The following is a 22919-nucleotide window of genomic DNA, read 5'->3' on the forward strand; positions in this document are numbered from 1 at the left end:
CACCATCACTCAACCGTTTGTCGTCACCGAAACCGGGCACGAACCCCTGACCAAAATACCCCGCCAGCTCTTCGTTAAGTAGGCAAGACCAGCAACTCTCTCAATGAGAACGCGGCTCCGATAATTCAGGGCCGCGATAATGTGCTCGAATCCAATAGGTCGTCCACCCGAAGCGAGCTGGGAAGCAAACGTTGCCGAAGCTTCAGCGATTCTCGGAGGGAAGCGGATGGCCTGACCTGATCATGCGAAGAACCCCTCCGATTTAGACGGAGGTGTTAGCACGGGACTTTGGCGATAAGTGCCCTCCGGGGGCGGAGGTCGGTCCATTGACGAATATATCTAGCTAAACTCAGGAGGACTGCATGAGCATCTCTCGTCGTCAACTGCTCCAGACTAGCGCGTGCGCTGGGTTCGGGGCGCTTTTGCTGCCGAAGATGGCTGAGGCGCAGGGGATGCGAGATTCGATCTTGCAATTTGATCTTCAAGGCGGAGCTCCGGGGCCGTACAAAATCGGCCGGCATGATTCCACTTAGTGACGATGCGGGACGGCGTGAAGATCGCCTTGGACGTGGTCCTTCCGGTGGGCGGCGGCGCGAATAAGCACGACGTGATTTTTGAGATGACACCCTACTGGCGCAGCGCGGAAGGGCGCCTGCCCCGCAACACCGAGCTGTTCGTGCCGCACGGCTTTGCGCTTGTCGTTGGAGATCAGCGCGGCAAAGGCGCCTCCTTCGGGCGACCCCCCATCTCCGTACGCGCGCGGACACCCTGGACTATGGCGAACTGCTCGACTGGATCGTCAAGCAGCCCTGGTCCACGGGCCGAGTGGTCGGCTATGGCCGTTCCTGTCCCGGCAACGCGGCGGATTGGATGGCGGAGCGCAATCATCCCGGGCTAAAAGGTATCATTCCGCGGGCTGTCGACTACGATATGTTTGCGACGTGTTTCCCCGGCGGTCTTTCAAATGTCGTGATGAACTATGGCTGGAGTAACCGGGCGGCCGAGCGTAATCGCAAGACCCTCGCCGGTGAGGCGGGCGCGCCGGGCGTGCGTCTCGTCGGACCAGGCGGCAAGGCGGATCTGGCGGCGGCCTTGCGTCAGCGCGAGGGGGTGCCACCGGAAACGGAAGGATACAAGCAGATAACCTACAGGGATGATCGTCCCTCGGTATGGCCTGACTCCTTGGCCGACTTCAGCATTCAGGACGCCGCGGACAGGGTGTCTCGCTGGGGCGGCCCTATTCAATCGTGGAGCAGCTGGTTCGACAGCGCAACGGCGGAAGGCTCCATTCGTCGCTTCATCCAGGTCGCAAATCCGCTGAGCGTGATCATCGGGCCGTGGGACCATAGCGGCAACAATGCCTATGACCCTCTTCGTCCCGCCGGCGAAGCGATCCCGCCAAATTTGAAGGAGCAGGAGGCGAATTACATCCGCTTCGCGAAAGCCAGCCTCAATAAGGCTGGCCGGGAGCGGGCGAAGATCATCCATTATTATACTCTTGGGGAGGGCAAGTGGAAGTCGACCCGCTCCTGGCCGATCCCTGCCGACCGCCGCCGATGGTACATGGCAAGTGGCTCCCGCCTGAGTTCATCGCCTGACGCGCCCGGCTTCGACTCGCTCCAGGTCGATCCTGAGCTTGGCGACATCACCACCAACCGGTGGACCACGACCGCCGCTGGCGGCAAGGTGGATTATGGAGATCGGCGGCCTTTCGATGCTGCCCGCCTCGCCTATACGAGCGAGCCGTTCACACATGACGTCGAGATCACGGGACATCCCGTCGTTTACCTGAACGTCACCTCGACACGCGAGGACGGCGCCTTCTATGCCTATCTCGAAGCTGTAAGGCCGGACGGGGTGTCCCTCTATCTTACGGAAGGTCAGCTGCGGGCTCTGCACCGGAAGGTGTGGAATGAATCACCCTTCAGCGTCCTTGGGCCGCAGCATAGCTTTTTGAAGCGTGACGGAGAACCGCTCACGCCGGGCCAGCCCGCCACCCTGGCCTTCACGATGCATCCGATCTCGGCTCTTCTTCCGGCGAGCTATCGCCTGAGAGTGTCTCTCGCCGGCAGCAACAAGACGAACTTCGCCATGGTGCCGGAAGATGGGCCGCCGCCCCACCTCAATTTCCATCGCGGCCCCGCCGGTTGCTACATCGATTTGCCGATTATTGAGCGGTGAGCAGCCCATACTGCCGATGAAGCGCGTGCGCTCGTCGGGCCATGCAAGATCGTGTTGCGTTTGACCGGAGGTGGCAGGGTATTCGAAGTCGAGCATGCCTCGCTAGCCCTTTGAGGACTGGCTGTGAGCTTTCCATACCGAGGAAGCTGAGGTTGCAAAGCTTCAGTGAGTCCCAGGAGGTTCGAATGGACATCCATAAGAATGCCCCGGCTGACCGTGTTTGGTCGAGAGCGGATTGTGCATCGGTGTTGGGCGGGCAGACGCCGAAGGCCGTCGCATTAGCCGCAGGCGCCTGCCCGCGGATCGTTCGCAAGTGGGTTGTCCGCTACCAAGCGGAGGGTCTTGTCGGACTTCGCGGACCGCAACTCACTGCCTCATCGATTGCGCCGCCCGACACCAGCCGATGTAGTCCAAAAGATCGACCAGAGGAGCAACAGGCGTCGGTGTCAAGCGAAGTGAGGATTTGACCCCCTGGGCCAACTGAAGATTTGACCCCCTCATTGTTTTGCGGTTTCGTTGGTGCCGAGCGTCGTTCCGGCCTTCTGCAATAGGCCGGAACGACGCTTTTCGCGAAGCCGGTAGCTGTCGCCACGGATCGTTATCACTGTCGAATGATGAAGCAGGCGATCAAGGATCGCCGTTGCCCCACGGGATCGCCAAACACGCTGCCCCATTCGCCCACCGAGCGGTTGGAGGTGATCAGGATCGATCCCCGCTCATAACGCTGCGACACCAGCTGGAAGAACAGATGTGCGGCATTGGCTTCGAACGGGAGATAGCCGAGCTCGTCGATGATCAGCAGTTTCGGCCGCGACAGGGTCGTCAGTTGCTTTTCGAGTGAACCGTCGTCATGGGCCTTGGCCAGCATCGCCACGAGCGTGGCCGCCGTGACGAACTGGACGCTATGGTTCTGCCGGATCGCCTCGCGCCCGAGAGCCACCGCCAGATGTGTTTTGCCCGTACCCGGAGGTCCAAGGAACAGGACCGTGTCGCCATGGGCAATCCAGCGGCAGGTCGCCAGCTCCCGGATTTGGCGCTGATCCAGCGACGGCTGCGCGTCGAAGTCGAAGCCATCGAGTTCGCGCACAAACGGGAACTGCGCGATCTTGCCTGCCATAGAGATGCGCCGCTCGTCGCGCCGCGCGATCTCGCGGGTCACCAGGAAGGCCAAAGCCTCGCGCAAGGTCATTTGCGAACGCGCCGCTTCGTCCAGCAGCGTATCGAGCTGGTCCCGGATCGCGGTCAGCTTCAGCCGGTCGAGCTGAGCCAACAGCATCTCGTGATCGACCGTCGTCATCACCAGCTGCCTCCCACCAGTGCCTCATATTCGGCCAGCGGCCGCAACAGAGCGGAAGGCGCAACGATATCCACCGGCGCCGATCGCACCGGCGCAGCAGCGCCGACCACGCCGGCAAGATGCGCGCGCTCGACAATCCGTTGGCGACGTCCGCGGCACAACGCATGATCCGCCACCACCTCGCCCGCATGACGCACGATAACGCGGCCGCCCAGCACCACGACCTGGACGCTCTCCCCGATCAGCCGCCAGGGAACCGAGTAACTGTTCGTGTCCAGGTCGATTGCGCAGTCTGCCTGGACCTTGCGCACGAGATCCCGCAGTTGCCCGAACGGCGCCCGTCCGCCCAGAGGGCGAAGCGCCATGGCTTCTTCGGCAAAGCGCTCCGCAGGAGCCACCCCGGTCGTGCCATGCACACGCTGATCGGCAATCTCGCGCGTCCACCGGTCCAGATGCGCCTCGAACGCCGCCCAGTTCTCGAACCGGCGGCCGGCAATCGCATTGTGCTTGACGTAGCCGACCCCGCGTTCGTCCTTTCCCTTCGTACGCGCCCGGTAGGGCGCACAAGCCCGTGGCGTAAATCCCCAGTAGCGGGCAAAGGCGTGCAGCCGCACATTGAAGCGCACCTCCCGCGTCGCCGCATCGTGATGTTCGACCAGCGCCTTCGGATTATCGAACAGCACTTCCGTTGGAACCCCGCCGAAGCGAAGGAAGGCTCCTTCCATCCCCTCCAACCAGTCCGCCTGGCGCTCCCGAAGCGAGGGACGGATATGCAGCCGACGCGAGTAACCCAGCGTTGCCACAAACAGGTGCACCCGAACACGCTCGCCGCCGATCCACGCCCGCGTGTCGCCAAAGTCGATCTGCATCTGATGTCCCGGCGCCGTCTCAAACCGAACCGTTGCGCGCTTCTGCACCCTCAACTCCCGACGCCAACCCTGCACCCGAAGCTCCACCGACCGAAGCCCTATGACGATCCCTTGTTCGCTCTCCAGTTCCTGGCGCACCACATCGGCGTTGCCACCATGGCGGAAGAAGCGCTCCCGCAGCCAATCGTCTAGCCCGTCAAACGCGCTCCGCCGCACAGGCTTGCGAAACGGAACAGTCCCCGCCTTCGCGCAGATACCGACGCACCGTGTTGCGCGCGCACCCGAATTCCTTCGCCAGCCGCTTCGCTCCCCAGCCAAGCTCATGCAGCCGCAGCATCGCTGCCACCTCTTCAGGCTGAAGCATCTCCTCTCCCTGCATCGTTCTCGACAATGCAGGAATCGCCGAAATCCCAATCGTCATCCATGCCTCCTCTCATAACCGAGGGGGTCAGTTCTTCATTTCGTCAGGGGGTCAGTTTCTCAATTCGCCCGACAGTCGGCCCTCGTGTTCCGAACGCGCGATCTTCTGGTGCGCCAGGGCACCCAGGTCGGGCACAAGCAGGGCGGGTCATGGGCATTCGTCTTCTTCGGTAGATGGTGAGCCAGAGCGCACGGAGGACAGGCCTGCGCCGGATAGCAGCAGCATCTCGTCTAGGAAGAAGGCCCGCACCAAAGAAATGAATTTCTCGCTGCGCACGGCATTGTTGCTCTGCGTTTTCCGCGCCGTCGGCCTCCGGATCGCGTCCGTACCGACAGCCCATCCACAAAGCAAGACCCAGCTCGCATCGGCGGTATTCAGCGAAGCGCGTTTTTCAACCACCGGCACAGAGCTGCGGGCCGGTATCGCTGAGATCGCCTAGTCGACGTGGTTGGTGGGATGCTGTGGTTTGAAATACCTCAGCCTCTGCACGCCCAGCGAACCTCTTTGGAGGCCCGTAAGCGGGCAGATAGTCATCATTTTCTGGTCTAGAAGTGCCTCATCCATTTCAAACGATCGGGGTAACAAATGCTATAAATGTTGCATGAGGGTATGCAATTTTGAAAGGCTCTTAAGCATAGCGGGCCCTACTCCATGGACGATCTAGATCGAAAGATCCTTACGGCACTCCAGAAGAACAATCGGCTCTCCTCTGCCGAACTAGCCAAACTGGTCGGTTCTTCGGCCGCCTCGTGCATGCGTCGAGTGAACAAGTTGCGTTCGGCTGGCGTAATCGTTGCGGATATCTCGGTGGTGAATCCAAAGGCTCTTGGCTAAGCCCTTACCTCTGATACCGCGGCAGGGAACGTATTGCGCGCCAGGTGCTGAGGGGCGGATATGAGGCTGTCCGCATGAGCCGCAGGTGCCGTGTACGGCGCACAGGTGGGTGGCTCATCTCATCGGCCGACCCCGCAGGCGACCGTCGAGCAGGTCGAAGCGTTGCGCCGGCGGCGCTCGACCGGCAGGGAGATCGCCGCCGAAATCCGTATCTCGGCGGTGACTGTGTCCAGCAGGCGCGGTCCGCAAACTGCGGAAGTGATCGTCACTTCCTTGCGCGTTCAATGCCCTCAGCAGGCGGCTGAGCCACCTCAGTGCGCCGCCAAAAAGAAGGGCGCCGGGATTTCCGTGGCCGGAGCGCGCACATGACACGCGACGACCCGTCCGTCGGCCATCGGCACCAGAGGCGGGACGTCGATGCGGCAACGCTCGACTGCGAGCGGGCAGCGCGGGTGAAACGCACATCCGCTCGGCGGGTTGACGGGGCTTGGCACCTCGCCCTCCATGGGCACCTCCAACCGCACCCGCGTCGGATCCGGAACCGGGGCTGCAGCGATCAGCGCCTCCGTGTAGGGGTGTACCGGCTTGTCGAAGAGCGCATCGCACGGGGCGAGCTCCACGATCCGCCCCAAATACATGACCGCGACGCGATGACCGATATGCTGTACAACACTAAGGTCATGCGAGATGAAGATATAGGCGATGCCTATCTGCTGCTGGAGATCCAGCAGCAGATTTAATATCTGTGCCTGCACGGAGACGTCGAGTGCTGACACCGCCTCATCGGCAATGATGAGCGAGGGCTGGAGTGCAAGTGCCCGCGCAATGCCGAGCCGCTGCCGCTGGCCGCCTGACAACTCGGACGGGAGCCTGTCCATCATCTCGGGCGACATCCCGACCTTTCGCAGAAGCTCCGCGGCAAGCGCCTTGCGCTGCTTCCGGCTGAGGCGTTCAAAATTCTCGACGGGTTCGGTGATGATCTGTCCGGCGGTCAGGCGCGGGTTCAGCGATGAGTACGGATCCTGAAAGACCATCTGCATACGCCGGCGCCACGCGCGAACCGCATGCTTCTTGAGACCAGCAATGTCGGTGCCGTCGATCATTACGCGCCCAGCCGTCGGTTCGGCGAGCCGCATCAGGAGCCGCGCGACGGTGGACTTGCCGCAGCCGGATTCGCCAACGATACAGAGCGTCTCCCCCGCCTCGACCGAGAAGGAGACATCCTCCACCGCCCGCACCACCGGGAGGGTCTTCTTCAGGATTCCTGTACCGAGCGGATAATGCTTGGTCAGATTCTCGACTTTCAGCAGAGGACCTCTCATGCGTTCACCACCTCTGCGGCCCGCCAGCAAGCTGCGGCATGGCCAAGCCCAACATCAAGCATAGCGGGCGTCTTTTCGAGGCAAATGGCTATCGCGAATGGACAACGAGGAGCGAAACTGCATCCGATAATCGGCTCGCGAAGGCTAGGCACGGTACCCGGAATTTCCGGCAGGCGGCCTCGGCGGCCACGCCGCAGATCGGGCACTGACCGCATGAGACCGAGCGTGTAGGGGTGTGTGGGGCGCGCGAACAGATCAATTACGCTCGCTTGCTCCACGATCCGGCCGGCATACATGACGATCACGCGTTGGCAGGTCTCGGCTACAACCCCCAGATCATGCGTGATGAACATCACAGCCGTTCCCATCCGCTCTTTCAGATCGACGATCAGCCGCAGGATCTGCGCCTGAATGGTGACGTCAAGCGCGGTCGTTGGCTCGTCGGCAATCAAGAGTTCGGGTGAGCACGCGAGGGCCATGGCGATCATGGCACGCTGGCGCATACCGCCTGACATTTCGTGGGGATAGTTGTTAACCCGACGCTCGGGATCGCCGATGCGGACGAGACGGAGCAACTCTTGTGCCTTCGCCATCGCTTCCGGTTGGGAGGCCTTGGTGTGGATCCGCACCGCTTCAGCGATCTGGTGACCAATAGTGTAAACCGGGTTCAGGCTCGTCATCGGCTCCTGAAAGATCATGGCGATCCGGTTGCCGCGGATCTGTCGCATCTCTCGTTCGGAAAGTTTCAGAAGGTCCCTTCCGCGGAAGCAGATCTCGCCGCCGACGGACTTGGCCGTCAGCTTCGGCAGCAGCCGAAGAATGGAAAGAGCGGTGACGCTCTTGCCGCATCCGGACTCGCCGACGACACCGAGCGTTTCGCCACTCTTTACCTGGAAGCTGATGCCGCCCAGCGCGCGAGTGACACTTTCGTCGCCGAAGAAGTGGGTTTCCAGGCCTCTAACGTCGAGAAGCACGTCATTCCCAGTGGTCTGATGAATTTGCATGTCAGCGCCTCCGTTTCGAGCGGGGGTCGAACAGGTCGCGCAGGCCATCCCCGAGCAGGTTGATGGCAAGGACCGTGGCGGCAAGGCAGATGCCGGGGGCGAACACCGTCATTGGAGCGATAGCGAGATACAAGCGAGAACTTGAGATCATGTTGCCCCAACTAGGAATTTCAGGCGGCACGCCTACACCTAGAAAGCTCAGTCCGGCTTCAGTCAGAATCGCATCTGCGCACACGATGGCACTCTGCACCATAAGCGCCGGAACGGTGCTCGGCAGGAGATGACGCCACAGCACTTTCGGCAGGCGAGCACCGCCGCAAAGCGCCGCTTCTACATAGGGACGCTGCTGAACACTCATAACTACCGAACGAACCAGCCGCGTAACGCTTGGCAGCTGGACGATCGTGATGGCGACGATGAGGGTACCAATGCTGGGTCCTGTGAGAGAAATAAGAGCGATCGCCAGCAGAATCGTCGGGATCGACATAAGGCCGTCCATGACTCGCATTATGACATTATCGAAGGCGCGGTTGTAGCCAGCGACGAGACCGATCAGAAGACCGCCCAGAGCCGCTCCTGCCGCCGACGTCAATCCGACCATAAGTGAGATTCGGGCGCCGAAGATCGTTCGGGCAAATACGTCACGGCCCAGATTATCGGTACCGAACCAAAAGTTCGCGGACGGCGGTTGGAGGCGTTCGAAGGGATTCATGTTCAGTGGATCGCCGGCGTAGAGCGGGGCAGCGAGCGCCAGAATGATGAAAAGCGCCAGGAGACCGCCACCTACAAAGATCAGCGGATGCCGTCTCGCCACACGGGGAAACTCAGATAGCTGCAGGCGGCCCTTCGAAACGGTTTCAACTGATGCGGAGAGGAGTGTCATATCAGTACCGGATGCGAGGATCGACCAGGGTATAAGAAAGATCGACCGCCAGATTGATTAAGACGTACAGGCCCGAAACGAGGATGAGCACGCCTTGAATGATGGGGTAATCGCGGTTGTTGATCGCATCCACTACCAAACGACCGACGCCAGGTATGTTGAAAACCGTTTCTGTGATGACCACACCGCCAATCAGACCTGCGAAGCTTAGGCCGATCACGGTGAGAATCGGGGCACCTGCATTCTTCAAGGCATGGTGGAACAACATGGTATGTGACGAAGCGCCCTTGGCAGCGGCCGTTCGCATATAATCTTCGGACAGGACTTCGAGCATACTTGCCCGCGCGATCCGAGCTATGAAAGCAATGTAGGGAACGCTCAAAGTCACGGTCGGGAGTATCAAGTGTACAAGCCATGCTCCGAAGCCATGGTCGATAGGCTGGTATCCTTGGACGGGTAGCCAATGCGTGCTGACAGCGAACCAATATATGAAAAAATAGCCGATGACGAAGACCGGGACAGAAAAACCAAGGGTCGCGAATGCAATCAGGATCCGATCAACAAGTTCGCCAGCTCGCCACGCGGCAAGGACGCCGAAGGTGACCCCAATCGTCACCGAAAGGATCATCGTTAGAATCGAAATGCAAATGGTCGGTTCCAGCCGCTGCGAAATCAGCTGGAGGACGGGTCGCCCCGTGAAAATTGAGGTCCCGAAGTCGCCGTGGAGGATGCTGAGAGCCCAAGTAACGAACTGAACCGGCAGGGGGTGACTAAGTCCCAGTTGCTCGCGTATGCCGCTGATCATCTCTGGCGTTGCCGTATTGCCGGCGATGATGGCCGCCGGATCGCCAGGAGCCAGCCTGAGAAGCAGAAAAACGAAGATCCCGACCATCACCATGACGGCGATGGTCGAAACCAATCTGCGAAGGACGTAGGCAGCCATTGCCCTTTAGACCTTCTGCATGTTCCACATCGGGACGTAAGGGACTGGCACCTTCATGAGGCCGTTGAGCGTCTTACGATGCGCGTTTGGCCGGACAGTTTGGCACAACAGAACGGAGCCTACGAAGTCCCACCAAACCCGCTGCATCTCGCGGGCCAGCGCCTTTCGCTCCGCAAGAGTATCGATATCGGCCCATTTGGCCCGAAGCGCCTCATATTGGTCTTCCTTAGGCCAGCCGTACCAAGCTTTGTCGCCATTTGCGAGCAAAAAGCCAGTGCTAATTGGATCGCTGAGGCTGTAATTGGGATAGTTTGAGATGAAGATATTCCAGCCACCATTCTCGATTGTGCCTTTGTTCGCTCGGCTTGCGGCAAGCTCGGCCCAGGCCATTGGTCGAAGCTCGGCGTTCACTCCAATCTTTCGCAGCGACGTTGCCAGAAGCTGCGAGGCATTGCCTGCCTGCGCCCAATCCGTGGGTTGGAGAATAACGACCTTTTCGCCAGCATATCCCGCCTCTTGGAAGAGCTGCCTGGCCTTCTCCGGGTCGCCGCCTTTTTTGTACCACCCTGTATTCTCGTCGTTTGAATACGGTGTGTCATTTCCAAATATCGAAGTGGCAGTGTGGCCATATTTTGGATCGGGCGCCATAATGCGAGAGAACGCCTCCTGGTCGACGAGGTGAAGCATGGCTCGACGTGCGTTTACGTTATCGAACGGCTTGTGAAGAAAGTTCATACGTACAAAATTTACATCACCAGCCTTATTTAGAAGCGTTAGTTCAAGATTGGGATCGCTCTCGATCACCGGGTAAAGATCGGCTGGTGGCGCATAAAGGAAGTCGAACTCACCGGCTTGCAACGCTGCGACCGCAGTCTGCTCATCGGCGATGTGTTCCCAAACTGCGCGATCGACCTTCACGATCTTGCCGCCGCCGAATCCGTCTGGCGGCTCATTGCGCGGTACATAGCTTTCGTTTCTGTCGTAGGTGAAGCTCGCACCCGGCTTGGCAAGGGTCTCATTGAACTTGAACGGTCCTGACCCGATGTTCGAGGTCACCTGCTCGGTTGCCGGACGATTTGCGTCCTTCTCGCGCATGATAGGCAAGTAGAGACCGCCCGGGGATGCCAGTATATCGATCAAAAGCCCCAGCGGCTCGTTGAGCACGATCGTGAAGGTCTTGGCATCCTTCTTCGATACGTCCTTGGCCCGCGACATGATCAGCTGCCCGCCGGAAGCGGCCTGACCCCACCGGCGAATCGAGGCCACACAGTCGCCCGCCGTGACGGGGCTGCCGTCGTGGAAACTTAGGCCATCCCGAAGCTCGAACGTATAGGTCTTCTTATCCTCAGAGACACTCCACTTCCCTACCATTTGCGGCTGCGCCACCAGCTTCGAGTCGATTGCGAATAATGTGTCGTAGATCGCCAGGCCATGGTCATAGGTAATATTGTCGGTGGATAGGATAGGATCGAAGATTCGGAGATCATCCATCACCATTCGCACCGTCCGCCCGTCGATCGCCGCCGTCTGCGCCCGCAGAACCGACGGGATTGATAAAGCGGTTCCGGCAGCAATGCCCATCTTAAAGACATCCCGTCGAGACATAGTCATGTTCAAGTTCCCCTATTGATTGGTGGCACGAACAGTTCGTGCTTTTGGGCCTTGTGGTTTATGGGCTAGCATTCGGCCGTGTCCGACAGTGCATAGGTCGAAGGACAACAATTGATATCATCCGGGGCAGGAGCGTTTGCGCCAAAACGCGTCGGCTGCTGAAACAAGGGCAGCAGAACCAGATGTAGTGTGAATGTTTGCTACGCGTGCTGCCGTCCAGACTGCTTTGACAAACATGCCACGGGCATGTCGGCGCCCCTGCTTGGCGGTCGAGGGCCTGGCCCTGATTGCCTCTCCAGACGGGAACCGGTGAGGCTGTGCGGGCGATGCCCTAGGCTACCGAGGCTGGCGAGCAACTACCTCATTTAGGTTAAGCATCGATGAGCCAATGAATTCCGAACGCTCCGGCTGCACAGATCGACTTAGGCTAACGCAACTGTCAGATGACTCCCAAGTCCCTACCCACTTCGATGAAAGCCTCGACCGCGCAGTCGATATCGGTCTCCGAATGCGCGGCAGAGATCTGGGACCGAATGCGGGCATGACCCTTTTGCACGACTGGGAAGGAGAATCCGATCACATATATGCCGCGCTGGAGCAGGTGTTCCGCCATCGCCTGAGCCAAAGCGGCATCACCAAGCAGGACGGGGATGATCGGATGGTCCGCACCAGTCAGCCTGAAGCCCGCTTTCGACATCTTCGAACGGAAGCGGTGAGCATTGGTATAGAGAGTTTCGCGTAGCTTATCGCCTTGCTCGATTAGATCGAACACCTTCAGCGAGGCTGCTGCAATGGCGGGCATGAGTGTATTGGAGAAGAGATATGGCCGCGAGCGTTGGCGAAGCCAGTCGATGAGCTCGCGCTTGCCTGACGCGTAGCCACCCGAGGCCCCGCCGAGCGCCTTGCCCAGCGTGCCGGTGATGATATCCACCCTACCCTGGACATCGCAATGTTCGGCCGATCCGTGGCCATGCTTGCCGACGACGCCAACGGCATGGCTGTCGTCCACCATGACCATGGCGCCATACTTCTCCGCTAGATCGCATATGCCTTTCAAATTGGCGATGATGCCGTCCATCGAAAAAACGCCGTCTGTTGCAATCATCTTGAAACGGCTGCCTTCGGCCCTCTTCAGTTCCTCCTCGAGCGAGGCCATGTCATTGTTGGCATAGCGGAAGCGCTTGGCCTTTGAGAGCCGAACGCCGTCTATGATAGAAGCATGGTTCAGAGCATCGGAAATGACGGCGTCCTCCTCGCCGAGCAGCGTTTCGAACAAACCGGCATTAGCGTCAAAGCAGGATGAATAGAGAATGGTATCTTCGGTGTTGAGAAATGAGGAGATGCGCGTCTCGAGTAGCTTGTGCACTTCTTGAGTGCCGCAGATAAAGCGGACTGAGGCCATACCGTATCCGTAGCGGTCGAGCGCATCCTTAGCCAGGTCTCGCAGATATTTATCGTCGGCAAGCCCGAGGTAGTTATTGGAGCAGAAATTCAGGACTTTGCCGCCATCCGTGAGCTCGATCTCGCGTGCCTGCGTCGAGGCGATGACGCGCTCGGATTTGTATAGGCCGGCCTTCTTCAGGCTTTCAAGTTCAATCAACAGATGGCCAATGAAGCTCGCGGTCATAGGCCCATCTTGTGAATTGGCATTCCTGGCTCCAGACGCTACGGTGGCAAACGCCACGGTCGACACGCCGTGTGGAACGGCGCACGGTGATCTTCGCTATTTCAACGGAAAATCGGTACTTCCAAATCTTTACTGATGGGTGCCCGAGCAGCCCACTGGCACACGACTGCCTCTAAACGCCACCTGAACTACTGCGACTCCCCAAGCTATCAGGAGAGACGTCAACTGACGACAGGTCGAGCGCTGAACACGCCGCTCGGCCAACCGCATCGCGCCGCTACGGGTAGACAACAGCAGTCGACCATGCTGGATCATCGTGCTTTTGCCAGTAAAGATTCATCAGTCGGAGGGTGATGGGTCCGACCTTCCCATGGGAGATCGCCGTGTCATCGATACGCGTCACGGGCATAATGCCGCCGGCGGTCGATGTGATAAAAACCTCGTCAGCCCTTTGGATTTCGGCACGACTGATATCAGCAGCCGTGGCCAACAATCCGATCTCGGCACAAAGATCGAAGACAGTGCGGCGCGTGATGCCCGGCAATACTCCAAAAGCAGGTGTCTTCAGGGATCCGTCCTTGATAGCAAACACATTGAAGCCGGGGCCCTCCGCAATATTCCCGCTCGTATCTAGGATCAGCGCCGTCTCTGCCCCCATGTCATAGGCGTCGAAGAGACCCTTCACGAGATCGAGCCAATGATAGTTCTTGATTGCAGGATCGACCGATTTAGGCGGAATACGGACAGCCTCACTGATGGCGACGTGCAGGCCTCTTTCCAGTTGCTCCTTATTGGCAACTGACCCAAAGGGAACAGCAAACGCGATGAAGCGATTCTCTGCTTGACGGGGATCGCGGCTGAATGTTGGTGATGAACCGCGCGTGCAAATCATCTCGACGTAAGCCGATTTGTAGCCAGACAAAGCGACGCAATGTTTGAGGATCGCCACTATTTTCTCGCGATCATAGGGCAGCTTCATTCGCAGCCGTTCGACGCCCCCGAAGAAACGGTCAAGATGCAAATCCAACCGGAAGAACTTGCCATTCCAGACGTGCACAGTGTCATAAGTAGCGTCAGAGTGCAGGAATCCCCAATCGAGAACGGAGATCTTGGCCTCCGACATCGGAAGGTATTGCCCATCCATGAACGCGACTCCGTGTGGATAGAGACGCCTATCAACGTGATGCTCATCAACAGTCGGAAGAGCAGACAGAAGCTGTGTCATTGAGGACGCCATTCATTTTTTTCCTTACACCCGCGATGGTTGACTTGCCCGCGTCGAACAGTCGGGCAACTCACAACCTGGCCGCTCTACATCGCACGGATGCTTAGGCTAAAGAGCTCAATCTCGGGCTCGACACGCAATGGCAATTTCAAAAGGAGGCCCGAAGTGATGACTTCATCGCAACGCTAAATCGTAACCCGCGGCTCGAACTTGACACGATCAAGCGCAATCATGCTCCGGAATTTACGAACATTGGGGTTGGTATAGAGCTTCGTTTTGACGAAAACGTCAAAAGCCTCGACGTCCTCGACCGCCACAACCAGGACGAAGTCAGCGTCGCCCGTGACCATGTAGCATTGGGTAACCTCCTTGGCAGCACGCATCGCGCGTTTGAACTCGTCGACAAGGTCAAGACGCTCGCGGTCTAGCTCTACCGTGACAATAACGGTAAGCGATTTGCCAACAGCTTTCGGATCCACCAGCGAGATATCCGCGATTATCACGCCATCGGAACGGAGCTTGTTAACGCGACGCATGCATGACGCTGCCGAGGAACCAGCCAATTCCGCCAGTTCTGCAAATGAGAGCCGGTTGTTGGCTTGCAGTACCGTAAGAATCCTTCGATCTAGGTCATCCATTGGATACGTCCGCTATGACTACAATTTCTGACATTGCACCAGCCGCCGCTATGTTCGTTTCAGTTTTTGGCCACAAACTGAAATAGGCATATCAATCTCGGCCCGGAGATTGCAAGAGGCAGCCGTCGCCTCAATCGGACACAAGGGCGCGATTTTTCAGCGAATGAGTGAGGAGTGATTTTAATCCAAACGGGACCCCTTAATGTGGGGCCATCAAGATGCCTCCGGCTTGATTGCAGGCATCTGTGTTTTGGATGTTGGTTGTGGAGACGATTGCAAAGATCCGTCGGTTGTCACGGGTTGCAGGGGAAGTCATCAAGGCGTTCTGCCGGGAGTTGAAGATCTCCCGGAAGGTGGTGCAAGGTGCTGCGATCGGACGTCGCAGCTGCGCACGACTCCATCGGTAGCGCCCGGCCAGCAGAACTTACCATCCTCCAGCCGATTGGCGAACATGCATGCCCGTGCCCTCGAAGTACGCGGGCTTAGTCCGATCGGCCCGGTTAGCCCGGAACACGTAAGCGCGCCCAAAAACGGATCCGGCAATCGCCTCGCCTATAAGCGCCGCCAAGCCTTCGGCTCCCTTGTGGAAGTCGACCGGCTTCGTCGCCACCATGACCTTGATCGCCCCCGTCGGCCCCGATGACGATGTCGCCTCAGCGCGCGGATTACCGCTGCAACCGCGTTCGAATCCGCCCCACGACCCACCCGCATTGCGACGCCGCCGATCTCGAGTTCGCTCACACCAGCGTCTCGAGCCGGCTCTCCCTTCCCAGTCTTCTGCCGCACGCTTCGCGGCGGGCTCCGGAGGCGCCGCGTCACCACCGCCGAACATATGATTCCGATATCGCTGCCTCCTAAATCGCCCGGCGAGCGGCCCGACGCCAGGTGAACAATTGCTGCGGGGAAAGGCCTCATCCGGGCGTGCCACGCAACAAACCGTCTCGTCCACCTCGTCGCTCTCTGTCACTATCCTGGCCCTCTCCTCCGGCGGCCGCGCCGGCTCCTCGGCCTGGGCTTAAGCGTAAACTCTGAATAGGTCGCGTCCCAAAGAGTCGAAGGCCTCGTCGACCGCGTTGCGTAACTGTCCGTATGCGGGAAGGCTACGCCATTACCGCCACAATCTCGATGTTTCCAATTGTGCAGCGTCCGGCGTTCGGGCGCTCAACGATTCAGCCGATTACTTTCGCTGTTGGTCGACTTTAGAACATCCCCCGGTACGGTTCACGGGAAATGGCCAAGTGAGCCGATGTTCAAAGTCCATACCGGATTCGCCGTGGTATATTCCAGCGATCCTCGTGCTTGTGATTTGGAGCGAACAGAACATGGGCAAAACGATGAGCGCAACCGCACTCATGCCGTCAGTCGGGTTCAACTGGTGAGAGCGGTCGATTTTTCCCAACGCGGCCCAGATTCGTGCTTCAGCGGGAAATGGCATTTGAAGCTATGTTCCGCGTCGTCTCCGCTGGCTGAAGGTTCGGGAAACACACCTCTACAGATTTCCTGCGCGTACTGGCATCGGGTGTGGAACTCGCAGCCGGATGGCCTTCTGAGCATGCTCGGCACCTCGCCCTTTATCTCGATGCGGTTGAGAACCGCATCTGGATCGGGCACTGGATTCGCCGATAGCAAGGCCTGCGTATAAGGATGGCGCGGATAATCGAAAATGTGTTGGGTTGAGCCAGTTTCAACAACCCGGCCGAGATACATGATCGCCATACGATCAGCCATGTGGCGGACCACATTGAGGTTGTGCGTTATGATGAGGATGGCGATCCCGAGTTCATCCTGCAGGCGAGCAAGGAGATTGAGCACCTCACCCTGCACTGAAACATCCAATCCCGCTGTAGGCTCATCGGCGATGATCAGTTCTGGATTGAGGGCAAGGGCACGCGCGACGCCAACGCGCCGGGCCTGCCCGCCAGAGAGCTGGTGGGGGTAGCGGCGGCCAACATCCGCAGGCAAGCCGACCATGCGCAACAGGCGCTCTGCTTCGGCGCCGCCGTCCCGATTGCTTACGCCATGAATGCGGAAGGGCTCCGCGAGAAGCGACTGCACGGTCAGCCGCGGCGACAGCGAGCCGACCGGATCCTGGAACATCATCGCCATGCGACGCAGGTAAGGCATGCGTTCGGTCGCTGTGAGACCGATTAGCTCCTGTGCCCCGAAACGGATGCTGCCGCTTAAAGCAGGCTGCAGGCCAATGATGGTGCGCGCGATGGTGGACTTGCCCGAGCCGCTTTCACCGACGAGGGCAAGTGTCTCCCCCTTGCGGATTTGAAAGGAAACACCGCACACTGCATCAATGAAAGGTGCTTTCGTGCCCGTTGCGAGCGCCTTCAGCGGGCCCATTGTGCGGAAGCGCACGCGGAGGTCCTGGACACGCAGCAGCGCATTCATGCTACGAGCACCCGTCCTCGGTCGAGCATGTGGCATCGCGCCAACTGATCAGCTCCTATTCGGTATTCGACTGGGGTCTCCTGTACGCAGCGATCGAAGGCATGAGGGCACCGCGGGCGAAAGATGCACCCTTTGTTGCTGCCGAAAAGACTAGGTACCTCTCCTGGAATGGTCGGCAAATTGCGCGTCCTTTGTCTGATCCGTCCGGGATCGCACTCAAGCAACGCACGAGTGTAGGGATGGGCTGGGTTATGGAAGATGTCCCGTACAGCCCCCTGCTCCACCACCTCGCCCGCATACATGACGGCAACGTGATCGCACAGTTCGGCCACGACGCCGAGATGATGGGAGACAAAGAGGATCGAGCAACCGATCTCCCTTTGCAGATCTTTGAGCAGATGAATGATCTGAACCTCCAGCGTTGCATCAAGCGCTGTGGTGGGTTCGTCGGCAATGAGGAGTACCGGCTTCACAAGCAGCGCCATGGCGATGCAGATGCGTTGGCGCATGCCACCGGAGAACTGATGCGGATGACCGCTGATCCGGCTTTGCGGATCGGGAATTCCCACACGCTTGAGCATGTCGATGGCACGCGCGCGTTTTTCGCTGCGGCTTCTTTGTTCGTGGTGTTGGATATCGATCATCTGGCTTTCGATTGTCCGCACGGGATTGAGGGCGGTCATCGGATCCTGAAAGATGATTGAGAGGCGATCGCCCATCAGACTCCGTCGTGCTTGGGAAGACAGTGTGAGTAGGTCGCGTCCCTCGAACACTATGCTGCCGGCTGTAACCTCAGCATTTTCGGGAAGCAGGCCCATCACCGAATAGGCTAGCGTTGATTTTCCGGATCCGCTTTCCCCAACAATACCGACCACCTGTCCGGGCGCCACCTCGAGCGAGACATTGCGCAGGGCGTGAACACGCCCTCGCGGTGTGCCGAAATCAAGATTGAGACCGGAGACTTCGAGCACCGGACGAACGGAGATCGGCTGTGTCAGGTTCTCGCTTCTCATAGGTCTTTCCGCAATTTGGGATCGAATGTGTCACGCAGTGCTTCGCCAAGGAATGTGAAGCCGAGTGTGGCAATGACGATTGGAATACCGCCGGCAAAGACCAGCCATCCCGTCTGATTTATGTAGCTATAGCCATCATTCAGGATCGAGCCCCAGTCGGGTGTGGGTGGGCGCACGCCCATGCCGAGAAAGCTGAGACCTGCTTCCACTGCGATCACCGCCGGCACATCCATGCTCACAAGAATGAGAAGCGGACCGATCACGTTTGGCAGCATGTGCACGAAGAGGATGCGCCTCGTGCTGGCGCCCATGCTACGCTCCGCGTCGATGTAATCACTGTTGCGCAGAGCATGCGTTTGGGTGCGCACGACGCGCGCATAGATCGGCATAGATGTTACTGCGATGACCAAAATCACGCTACCAATACTTGGCCCCAGGAGCGCGATGACGGCCAGCGCAAAAATGATGCCGGGAAACGAGCGGATCGTATCGAAGATAAGCAGGAGCAAGTTGTCGAGCCAGCGCGGCCCGAACCCGGCGATGAGGCCAAGCACGAGCCCGACGACAAGCGAACTGCCTAGTGACGCGAACGCGACCAGAAGCGGGATGCGGCCGCCCATGATGGTACGGGAAAAGGTATCACGGCCAAGTTGGTCAGTACCCAGAAGAAACTCGGGCGAAGGTCCTGCCAAACGTGGCCCAACCATGATGCGGATCGGATCATGTGTGATGATGAGGGGAGCAAAGATCGCACTCGCCATCACGACCAGGACGAGCACTGCGCCCAGCATGCCGAGACGGTTCTTGCGCAACTGCCGCAGGAAGGCGCGAAAGGCGCTGGCACTCTGCCGCCCTACGTCGGCTTCTGGGCCAATGGCTTCAATGCTCGCCATGGCTATAACTTTTCCCGGGTTCGTGGATCAAGACCGGCATTGATCAGATCCGAGAGCGTCGTTGAAATGACGATCAGGACCGTTGTGACCAGGACTACGCCCATGACGATCGGATAGTTGCGGGAATTGACCGCCTGCACGATCAGAGCGCCGATGCCAGGCCTTGCGAAGACCACCTCCACAAATACTGCAGTAGAGAGTAACCAAGCAATGCCTACGCCGAGGATTGTCACGGTCGGCAAAATTGCCAGCGGCAATGCGTAACGTGCAACGATGCGCCACTCCGAAATCCCGAAGGAGCGAGCCATTCGGATGTGGTTCTCACCGAGAACTTCAAGCATGGATGCACGCACCAGTCGCGAGATGTAGCCAACCCAGCCGATTCCCATGGCGAAGCTCGGCAGGATCAGATGGATCAACCCGTCCCGGAAGCCGTTCCCAACCCCAATCGCCGGCAGCCAGCGGAGAGTAACCGCGAAGATCAGCAGTGCGTAAACCGCCACGACGAAGGAAGGAATGGCGATTGTAGCCACCGCCATTACGCCGACGACCTGATCAACCACGGAATTCCGCCGCACGGCCGAGTAACAGCCGAGCGGCACGCCAACAGCGGCGGCCCATAAAATCGAGATCAGGATCAGGCCAATCGTATAGGGCAATTGCTCGAATACGATGTCGGCGACAGGTCTCTGGCTGAACACGTCAGAACCGAGATCGCCATGGAGCAGTCCACCGAAAAATATAATGATCTGTACAATAAGCGGCTTGTCGAGCCCCATCTGCTGATGGAGCTGTTCCTTCATCTCCGGCGTTGCGCGCGGGCCGAGCATAGCCGCGGCCGGATCGCCGGGCACGGCATGTATCATCAGAAACAGAAGCGCCACCGCGGTCACAGTGATTGCGACCGCGAGGACGATTCGTTTAAGGAGGTAGAGCCACATTGCTCCGGCTCGATCACATTGCTCAAGCCGAAGCTGGCTTGAAATCCAGAAACAGGGGGAACCCGTCCGGACGGGTCGCTGCTTTGATCTGCGTGGAGCGGGACAAGATCGGCGTCGCACCATTGGTCAGGAACCGGTAGGCGCCGGAATCTTCCATTATATCCTGCATCTCATAGTATAGCTTTGCCCGCTCGTTGGGATCCTCAACGGTAACCGCTTTAGCGTTTAGCTCATCAAAACGATCGCTGCGGAAGCGCTCCCAGTTCCACACGCCAACCTGGTCTTGGATAAAATAGGTGGTCGCTGCGTAGGGGTCAGGCGCACTGGAATAGTTGTTTACCATAAGTTGTACGTTTTTCCATTGCTCGCCCTCAGACTCCATGCCGAGTGTCCACCACGAGCCGGAGTCACGGAGATTGACCTCGGCCGCGATGCCGATTTGGGACAATTGAGCCTGAATCGTCTGAGCTATGGTCGAAGAAAGGCTGTCGTTCAGGCAATCGATCGTCAAAGCCAGGTCACTGACACCGGCCTTTTCGAGGAACTCCTTTGCCTTCTCGAGATCACCTTCCGGCGGCACAAGCGTTTTTGGGCGGTGCCCTATGAGGCCCGGCGCAATCGTGCCTGTCGCAACGTTGACCTGGCCCGCAAAGGCAGTATCCAGGATCTGTGGCACATTGATCGCCCATTGAACCGCCTTGCGGACGTTAATGTCTTTCAGCTTCGGGTGCTCCATATTCATGCCGAGCCAGAAGTACTCGAGCGAAGCCTTTTGCTCTAACTTGGTGTTCGCGAGCGGATTACTCTTCAAGGTCGCCAGCGAATCCAGACTGATACGAGTGAAGTCGACGTCACCCGCCTGATAGGCGCGTTCCGCCGTTTTATGGTCTTCCATCGGCACGATGCGTATCTCGTCGAACCCTGGCTTTGGTCCGGACCAGTCCGGGTTCCGTGTTAACAGCATATACTGGTTTTGCTTCCACTCGGCGAGCACATACGGGCCAGAGAAAGCGGGCGGCTTCATGCCGAAATCACCGCCGTCCTTAGTTGCCTTCATCACGGCATCCTCGGAAACGATGTGGCCAACCCCAAAGGGGAGCGCGAGATTCCAGAGCGGCACGAAGGGCGTTTTCAGCACGATAACGCCCGTGTAGTCATTCTCAATCTCGACGCGGTCGAGCGAACCCCAATCAGGTTTTACCGGCGAATTGTGCTTGATGACGCGCTCGAACGAGAATTTCACGTCCTTGGCGGTCATTTCGCCGTAACCGCCGGTGAACATGATGCCTTTCTTCAAGCGGAAGCGGATGTGCGTTGGGTCGACCTGCTCTACCTGTTCCGCCACCTCCAGCTCCCAGCTCCATTCGGAGCCCGGCTTGTAACGCGTTAGCTTCGAATAGATGCAGTGCATCACCTGGACATCGGAGTCACCTTGATAGAAGCCTGGATCGAGCACGTTGACACCACGAACGGAGCGCGCCTTGAGCACTTTGCCCTCGGCGGCCCAGATGGCGTCTGAGAGCGGCATGCCGGCAGCGATAACGCCTCCGCCTAGCGCTGCACCGGTCTTGAGAAAGGCACGGCGGCTTATATGGCTTCCTTTGTTCGTCATTATTGTTCCCCTTTTGCTTGAGCGGTTCCGCCTGCATCATCGTTGTCTTGAGCGTAACGCACGAGGGGTAGCGATTTACTCCAAAATGCGCCGGCTACTGAAATATGGGGTGCACAAAGCGATACGGTTTGAAACGTCAGCAGCTTCGGAGAAGCACTTCAAACCTACGAAACGAAGCCACATTGGGCGCAGAGACGGTCTCAGCTAACTGATAATTGGGGAAGCTCAATCGTGCCAACGGGCTATTGCCGCGACGGGCGGCGATCTGATCTCCGTCGGCTGGCTGACCACAGCGCGCCGATCCTGGATAACGGCTTGGACTTTCGGGGACTCACAATCGTCGCGACGAACGGCGTGAGGGCGATTGCTTTCAATCAGCGAGGAAGAAGCCGCAAGCACCAGAATCCAAAAGGAACAGGATTCGATCCAAGCATCGAAATCCACAATGACAATGCCATACGCACAATCTACCGACGGCGGGTTCTGCACCCTGGAAAAGGCTCGGGCAGGTTACGATACCCCTTCGGCAACGTCCTCTTCCTGGCGCAAACCGTTAATCGCCGGAATTTCGATCCGAACAAGGTCCAGCTCAGCCGGCTTCTTGGCATCAAGACAGGCGGATTGCAGCCCCTCCGCTCGGTAGGAATGGGCCCGAATGCGTCGAAGCTGATGGAGGTCCAACGGGTCCTCGTAGAAGCGCCCAAGGCGCGTTACGCCGGCGCCACGCGCTATTTCATGGGCGCCAGTGTTATGGCGCCCCTTATCTCGGCCGCGCTGCTGAAATCCACGTGGCCCACCAGCCGTTGCTTGCCGACCCGCGCATTCCGATCGATGCCGTGGCGCCTGCCTTGATCCAGTCGCCGGAGATCATCTTGAGGCGGCCGATGACAGCCAACAGAATGTCTGCGAGCCGGGACAGATCGCCGAGATGGCCACGCAGCAACATTTAGGCACCACGGGGTACACGACACCGGTAAACTTTTGTCCGGTGCCGAGAAGGCCGACATTCAAAATGTGAAATCCATCGATATCCTTTGCCGGATCGATCGCATTGATCACCAGATCAGCGTTCAGATGTTTGGGTAGAGGCAGTTGGACGAGAATGCCGTGAATCCCGGGATCGGCATTCAGCCGCTCGATCAGAGTAAGCAGATCGGCCTGAGAGGTTTCAGTGGGCAGCTTGTACTCAAGGCTCCTCATGCCAGCTT

General features: G+C 58.7%; 19 protein-coding genes and 2 pseudogenes. 4 read left to right on the forward strand and 17 right to left on the reverse strand.

The annotated features are described in order from the left end of the window. Nucleotides 1-768: 768 nt before the first annotated feature. Nucleotides 769-2181 carry a CocE/NonD family hydrolase gene (locus tag EN885_RS31520; RefSeq protein WP_281035177.1) on the forward strand — a complete coding sequence of 471 codons (1413 nt, stop codon included), beginning with the start codon at nucleotides 769-771 and terminating at the stop codon, nucleotides 2179-2181. Nucleotides 2182-2678: 497 nt separating this feature from the next. Here the strand turns inward: EN885_RS31520 and istB are convergent. Both istB and istA read right to left on the reverse strand, forming a co-directional pair. Next, nucleotides 2679-3478: pseudogene (gene istB, locus EN885_RS31525) on the reverse strand (IS21-like element helper ATPase IstB). Further along, nucleotides 3478-4768: pseudogene (gene istA / locus EN885_RS31530) on the reverse strand (IS21 family transposase). Before istA ends, istB begins: the two co-directional pseudogenes overlap by 1 nt. 256 nt (nucleotides 4769-5024) lie before the next feature. Here istA and EN885_RS31535 point away from each other — a divergent pair. Beyond that, entirely contained in the window at nucleotides 5025-5207 is a 183-nt protein-coding gene (locus tag EN885_RS31535) for a hypothetical protein (RefSeq protein WP_126063870.1), read from the forward strand. Nucleotides 5208-5419: 212 nt separating this feature from the next. After that, entirely contained in the window at nucleotides 5420-5602 is a 183-nt protein-coding gene (locus EN885_RS31540; protein ID WP_128244148.1) for an AsnC family transcriptional regulator, read from the forward strand. Between the two features lie 119 nt (nucleotides 5603-5721). On the opposite strand, the gene EN885_RS33735 is transcribed toward EN885_RS31540, so the two are convergent. The 14 genes from EN885_RS33735 to EN885_RS31610 form a co-directional block, all read right to left on the reverse strand. Next, nucleotides 5722-5871, reverse strand: a complete 150-nt coding sequence (locus EN885_RS33735; protein ID WP_164897956.1) for a hypothetical protein — start codon at nucleotides 5869-5871, stop codon at nucleotides 5722-5724. A 42-nt stretch (nucleotides 5872-5913) separates the two neighbouring features. Beyond that, nucleotides 5914-6924, reverse strand: coding sequence for a dipeptide ABC transporter ATP-binding protein (locus EN885_RS31545; RefSeq protein WP_128244147.1), 1011 nt, complete (start codon nucleotides 6922-6924; stop codon nucleotides 5914-5916). After that, the gene (locus tag EN885_RS31550) at nucleotides 6921-7928 is read right to left on the reverse strand and encodes an ABC transporter ATP-binding protein (RefSeq protein ID WP_126063868.1); all 1008 of its coding nucleotides are present in this window, start codon (nucleotides 7926-7928) and stop codon (nucleotides 6921-6923) included. The genes EN885_RS31545 and EN885_RS31550 overlap by 4 nt, the downstream gene beginning before the upstream one ends. Nucleotide 7929: 1 nt before the next feature. Then, nucleotides 7930-8811, reverse strand: a complete 882-nt coding sequence (locus EN885_RS31555) for an ABC transporter permease (RefSeq protein WP_128244146.1) — start codon at nucleotides 8809-8811, stop codon at nucleotides 7930-7932. A 1-nt stretch (nucleotide 8812) separates the two neighbouring features. After that, a complete protein-coding gene (locus EN885_RS31560; protein WP_126063866.1) occupies nucleotides 8813-9754 on the reverse strand; it encodes an ABC transporter permease in 942 nt (313 codons plus the stop codon). 6 nt (nucleotides 9755-9760) lie between these two features. After that, nucleotides 9761-11365 (reverse strand): ABC transporter substrate-binding protein, encoded by a 1605-nt coding sequence (locus EN885_RS31565; RefSeq protein WP_128244145.1) that lies wholly within the window; start codon nucleotides 11363-11365, stop codon nucleotides 9761-9763. 439 nt (nucleotides 11366-11804) lie between these two features. Then, entirely contained in the window at nucleotides 11805-12992 is a 1188-nt protein-coding gene (locus tag EN885_RS31570) for a glycine C-acetyltransferase (protein WP_128244144.1), read from the reverse strand. Nucleotides 12993-13269: 277 nt separating this feature from the next. Next, entirely contained in the window at nucleotides 13270-14217 is a 948-nt protein-coding gene (locus EN885_RS31575; protein WP_245456313.1) for an aminotransferase class IV, read from the reverse strand. A 185-nt stretch (nucleotides 14218-14402) separates the two neighbouring features. Further along, nucleotides 14403-14855: an Lrp/AsnC family transcriptional regulator gene (locus EN885_RS31580; RefSeq protein WP_126063862.1), complete on the reverse strand. Its 453-nt coding sequence runs from the start codon at nucleotides 14853-14855 to the stop codon at nucleotides 14403-14405. A gap of 1368 nt (nucleotides 14856-16223) precedes the next feature. After that, nucleotides 16224-17252: an ABC transporter ATP-binding protein gene (locus EN885_RS31590; RefSeq protein ID WP_128244143.1), complete on the reverse strand. Its 1029-nt coding sequence runs from the start codon at nucleotides 17250-17252 to the stop codon at nucleotides 16224-16226. Beyond that, complete coding sequence (locus tag EN885_RS31595; RefSeq protein WP_128244142.1) at nucleotides 17249-18265, reverse strand: ABC transporter ATP-binding protein; 1017 nt, start codon at nucleotides 18263-18265, stop codon at nucleotides 17249-17251. Before EN885_RS31595 ends, EN885_RS31590 begins: the two co-directional genes overlap by 4 nt. Then, nucleotides 18262-19158: an ABC transporter permease gene (locus EN885_RS31600; RefSeq protein ID WP_126063858.1), complete on the reverse strand. Its 897-nt coding sequence runs from the start codon at nucleotides 19156-19158 to the stop codon at nucleotides 18262-18264. Before EN885_RS31600 ends, EN885_RS31595 begins: the two co-directional genes overlap by 4 nt. A gap of 2 nt (nucleotides 19159-19160) precedes the next feature. Further along, complete coding sequence (locus EN885_RS31605; RefSeq protein WP_126063857.1) at nucleotides 19161-20099, reverse strand: ABC transporter permease; 939 nt, start codon at nucleotides 20097-20099, stop codon at nucleotides 19161-19163. Between the two features lie 22 nt (nucleotides 20100-20121). After that, nucleotides 20122-21711, reverse strand: a complete 1590-nt coding sequence (locus EN885_RS31610) for an ABC transporter substrate-binding protein (protein WP_126063856.1) — start codon at nucleotides 21709-21711, stop codon at nucleotides 20122-20124. A 231-nt stretch (nucleotides 21712-21942) separates the two neighbouring features. Here EN885_RS31610 and EN885_RS34905 point away from each other — a divergent pair, with 231 nt between their 5' ends. Then, nucleotides 21943-22563 carry a hypothetical protein gene (locus tag EN885_RS34905; RefSeq protein ID WP_206616870.1) on the forward strand — a complete coding sequence of 207 codons (621 nt, stop codon included), beginning with the start codon at nucleotides 21943-21945 and terminating at the stop codon, nucleotides 22561-22563. A gap of 15 nt (nucleotides 22564-22578) precedes the next feature. Here EN885_RS34905 and EN885_RS33950 read toward each other — a convergent pair whose 3' ends face one another. After that, nucleotides 22579-22911, reverse strand: a complete 333-nt coding sequence (locus tag EN885_RS33950; protein ID WP_206616871.1) for a tetrahydrofolate dehydrogenase/cyclohydrolase catalytic domain-containing protein — start codon at nucleotides 22909-22911, stop codon at nucleotides 22579-22581. Nucleotides 22912-22919: the final 8 nt, after the last annotated feature.

Source organism: Mesorhizobium sp. M6A.T.Cr.TU.014.01.1.1, from assembly GCF_004022765.1.
GTDB classification, from domain to species: domain Bacteria; phylum Pseudomonadota; class Alphaproteobacteria; order Rhizobiales; family Rhizobiaceae; genus Mesorhizobium; species Mesorhizobium mediterraneum.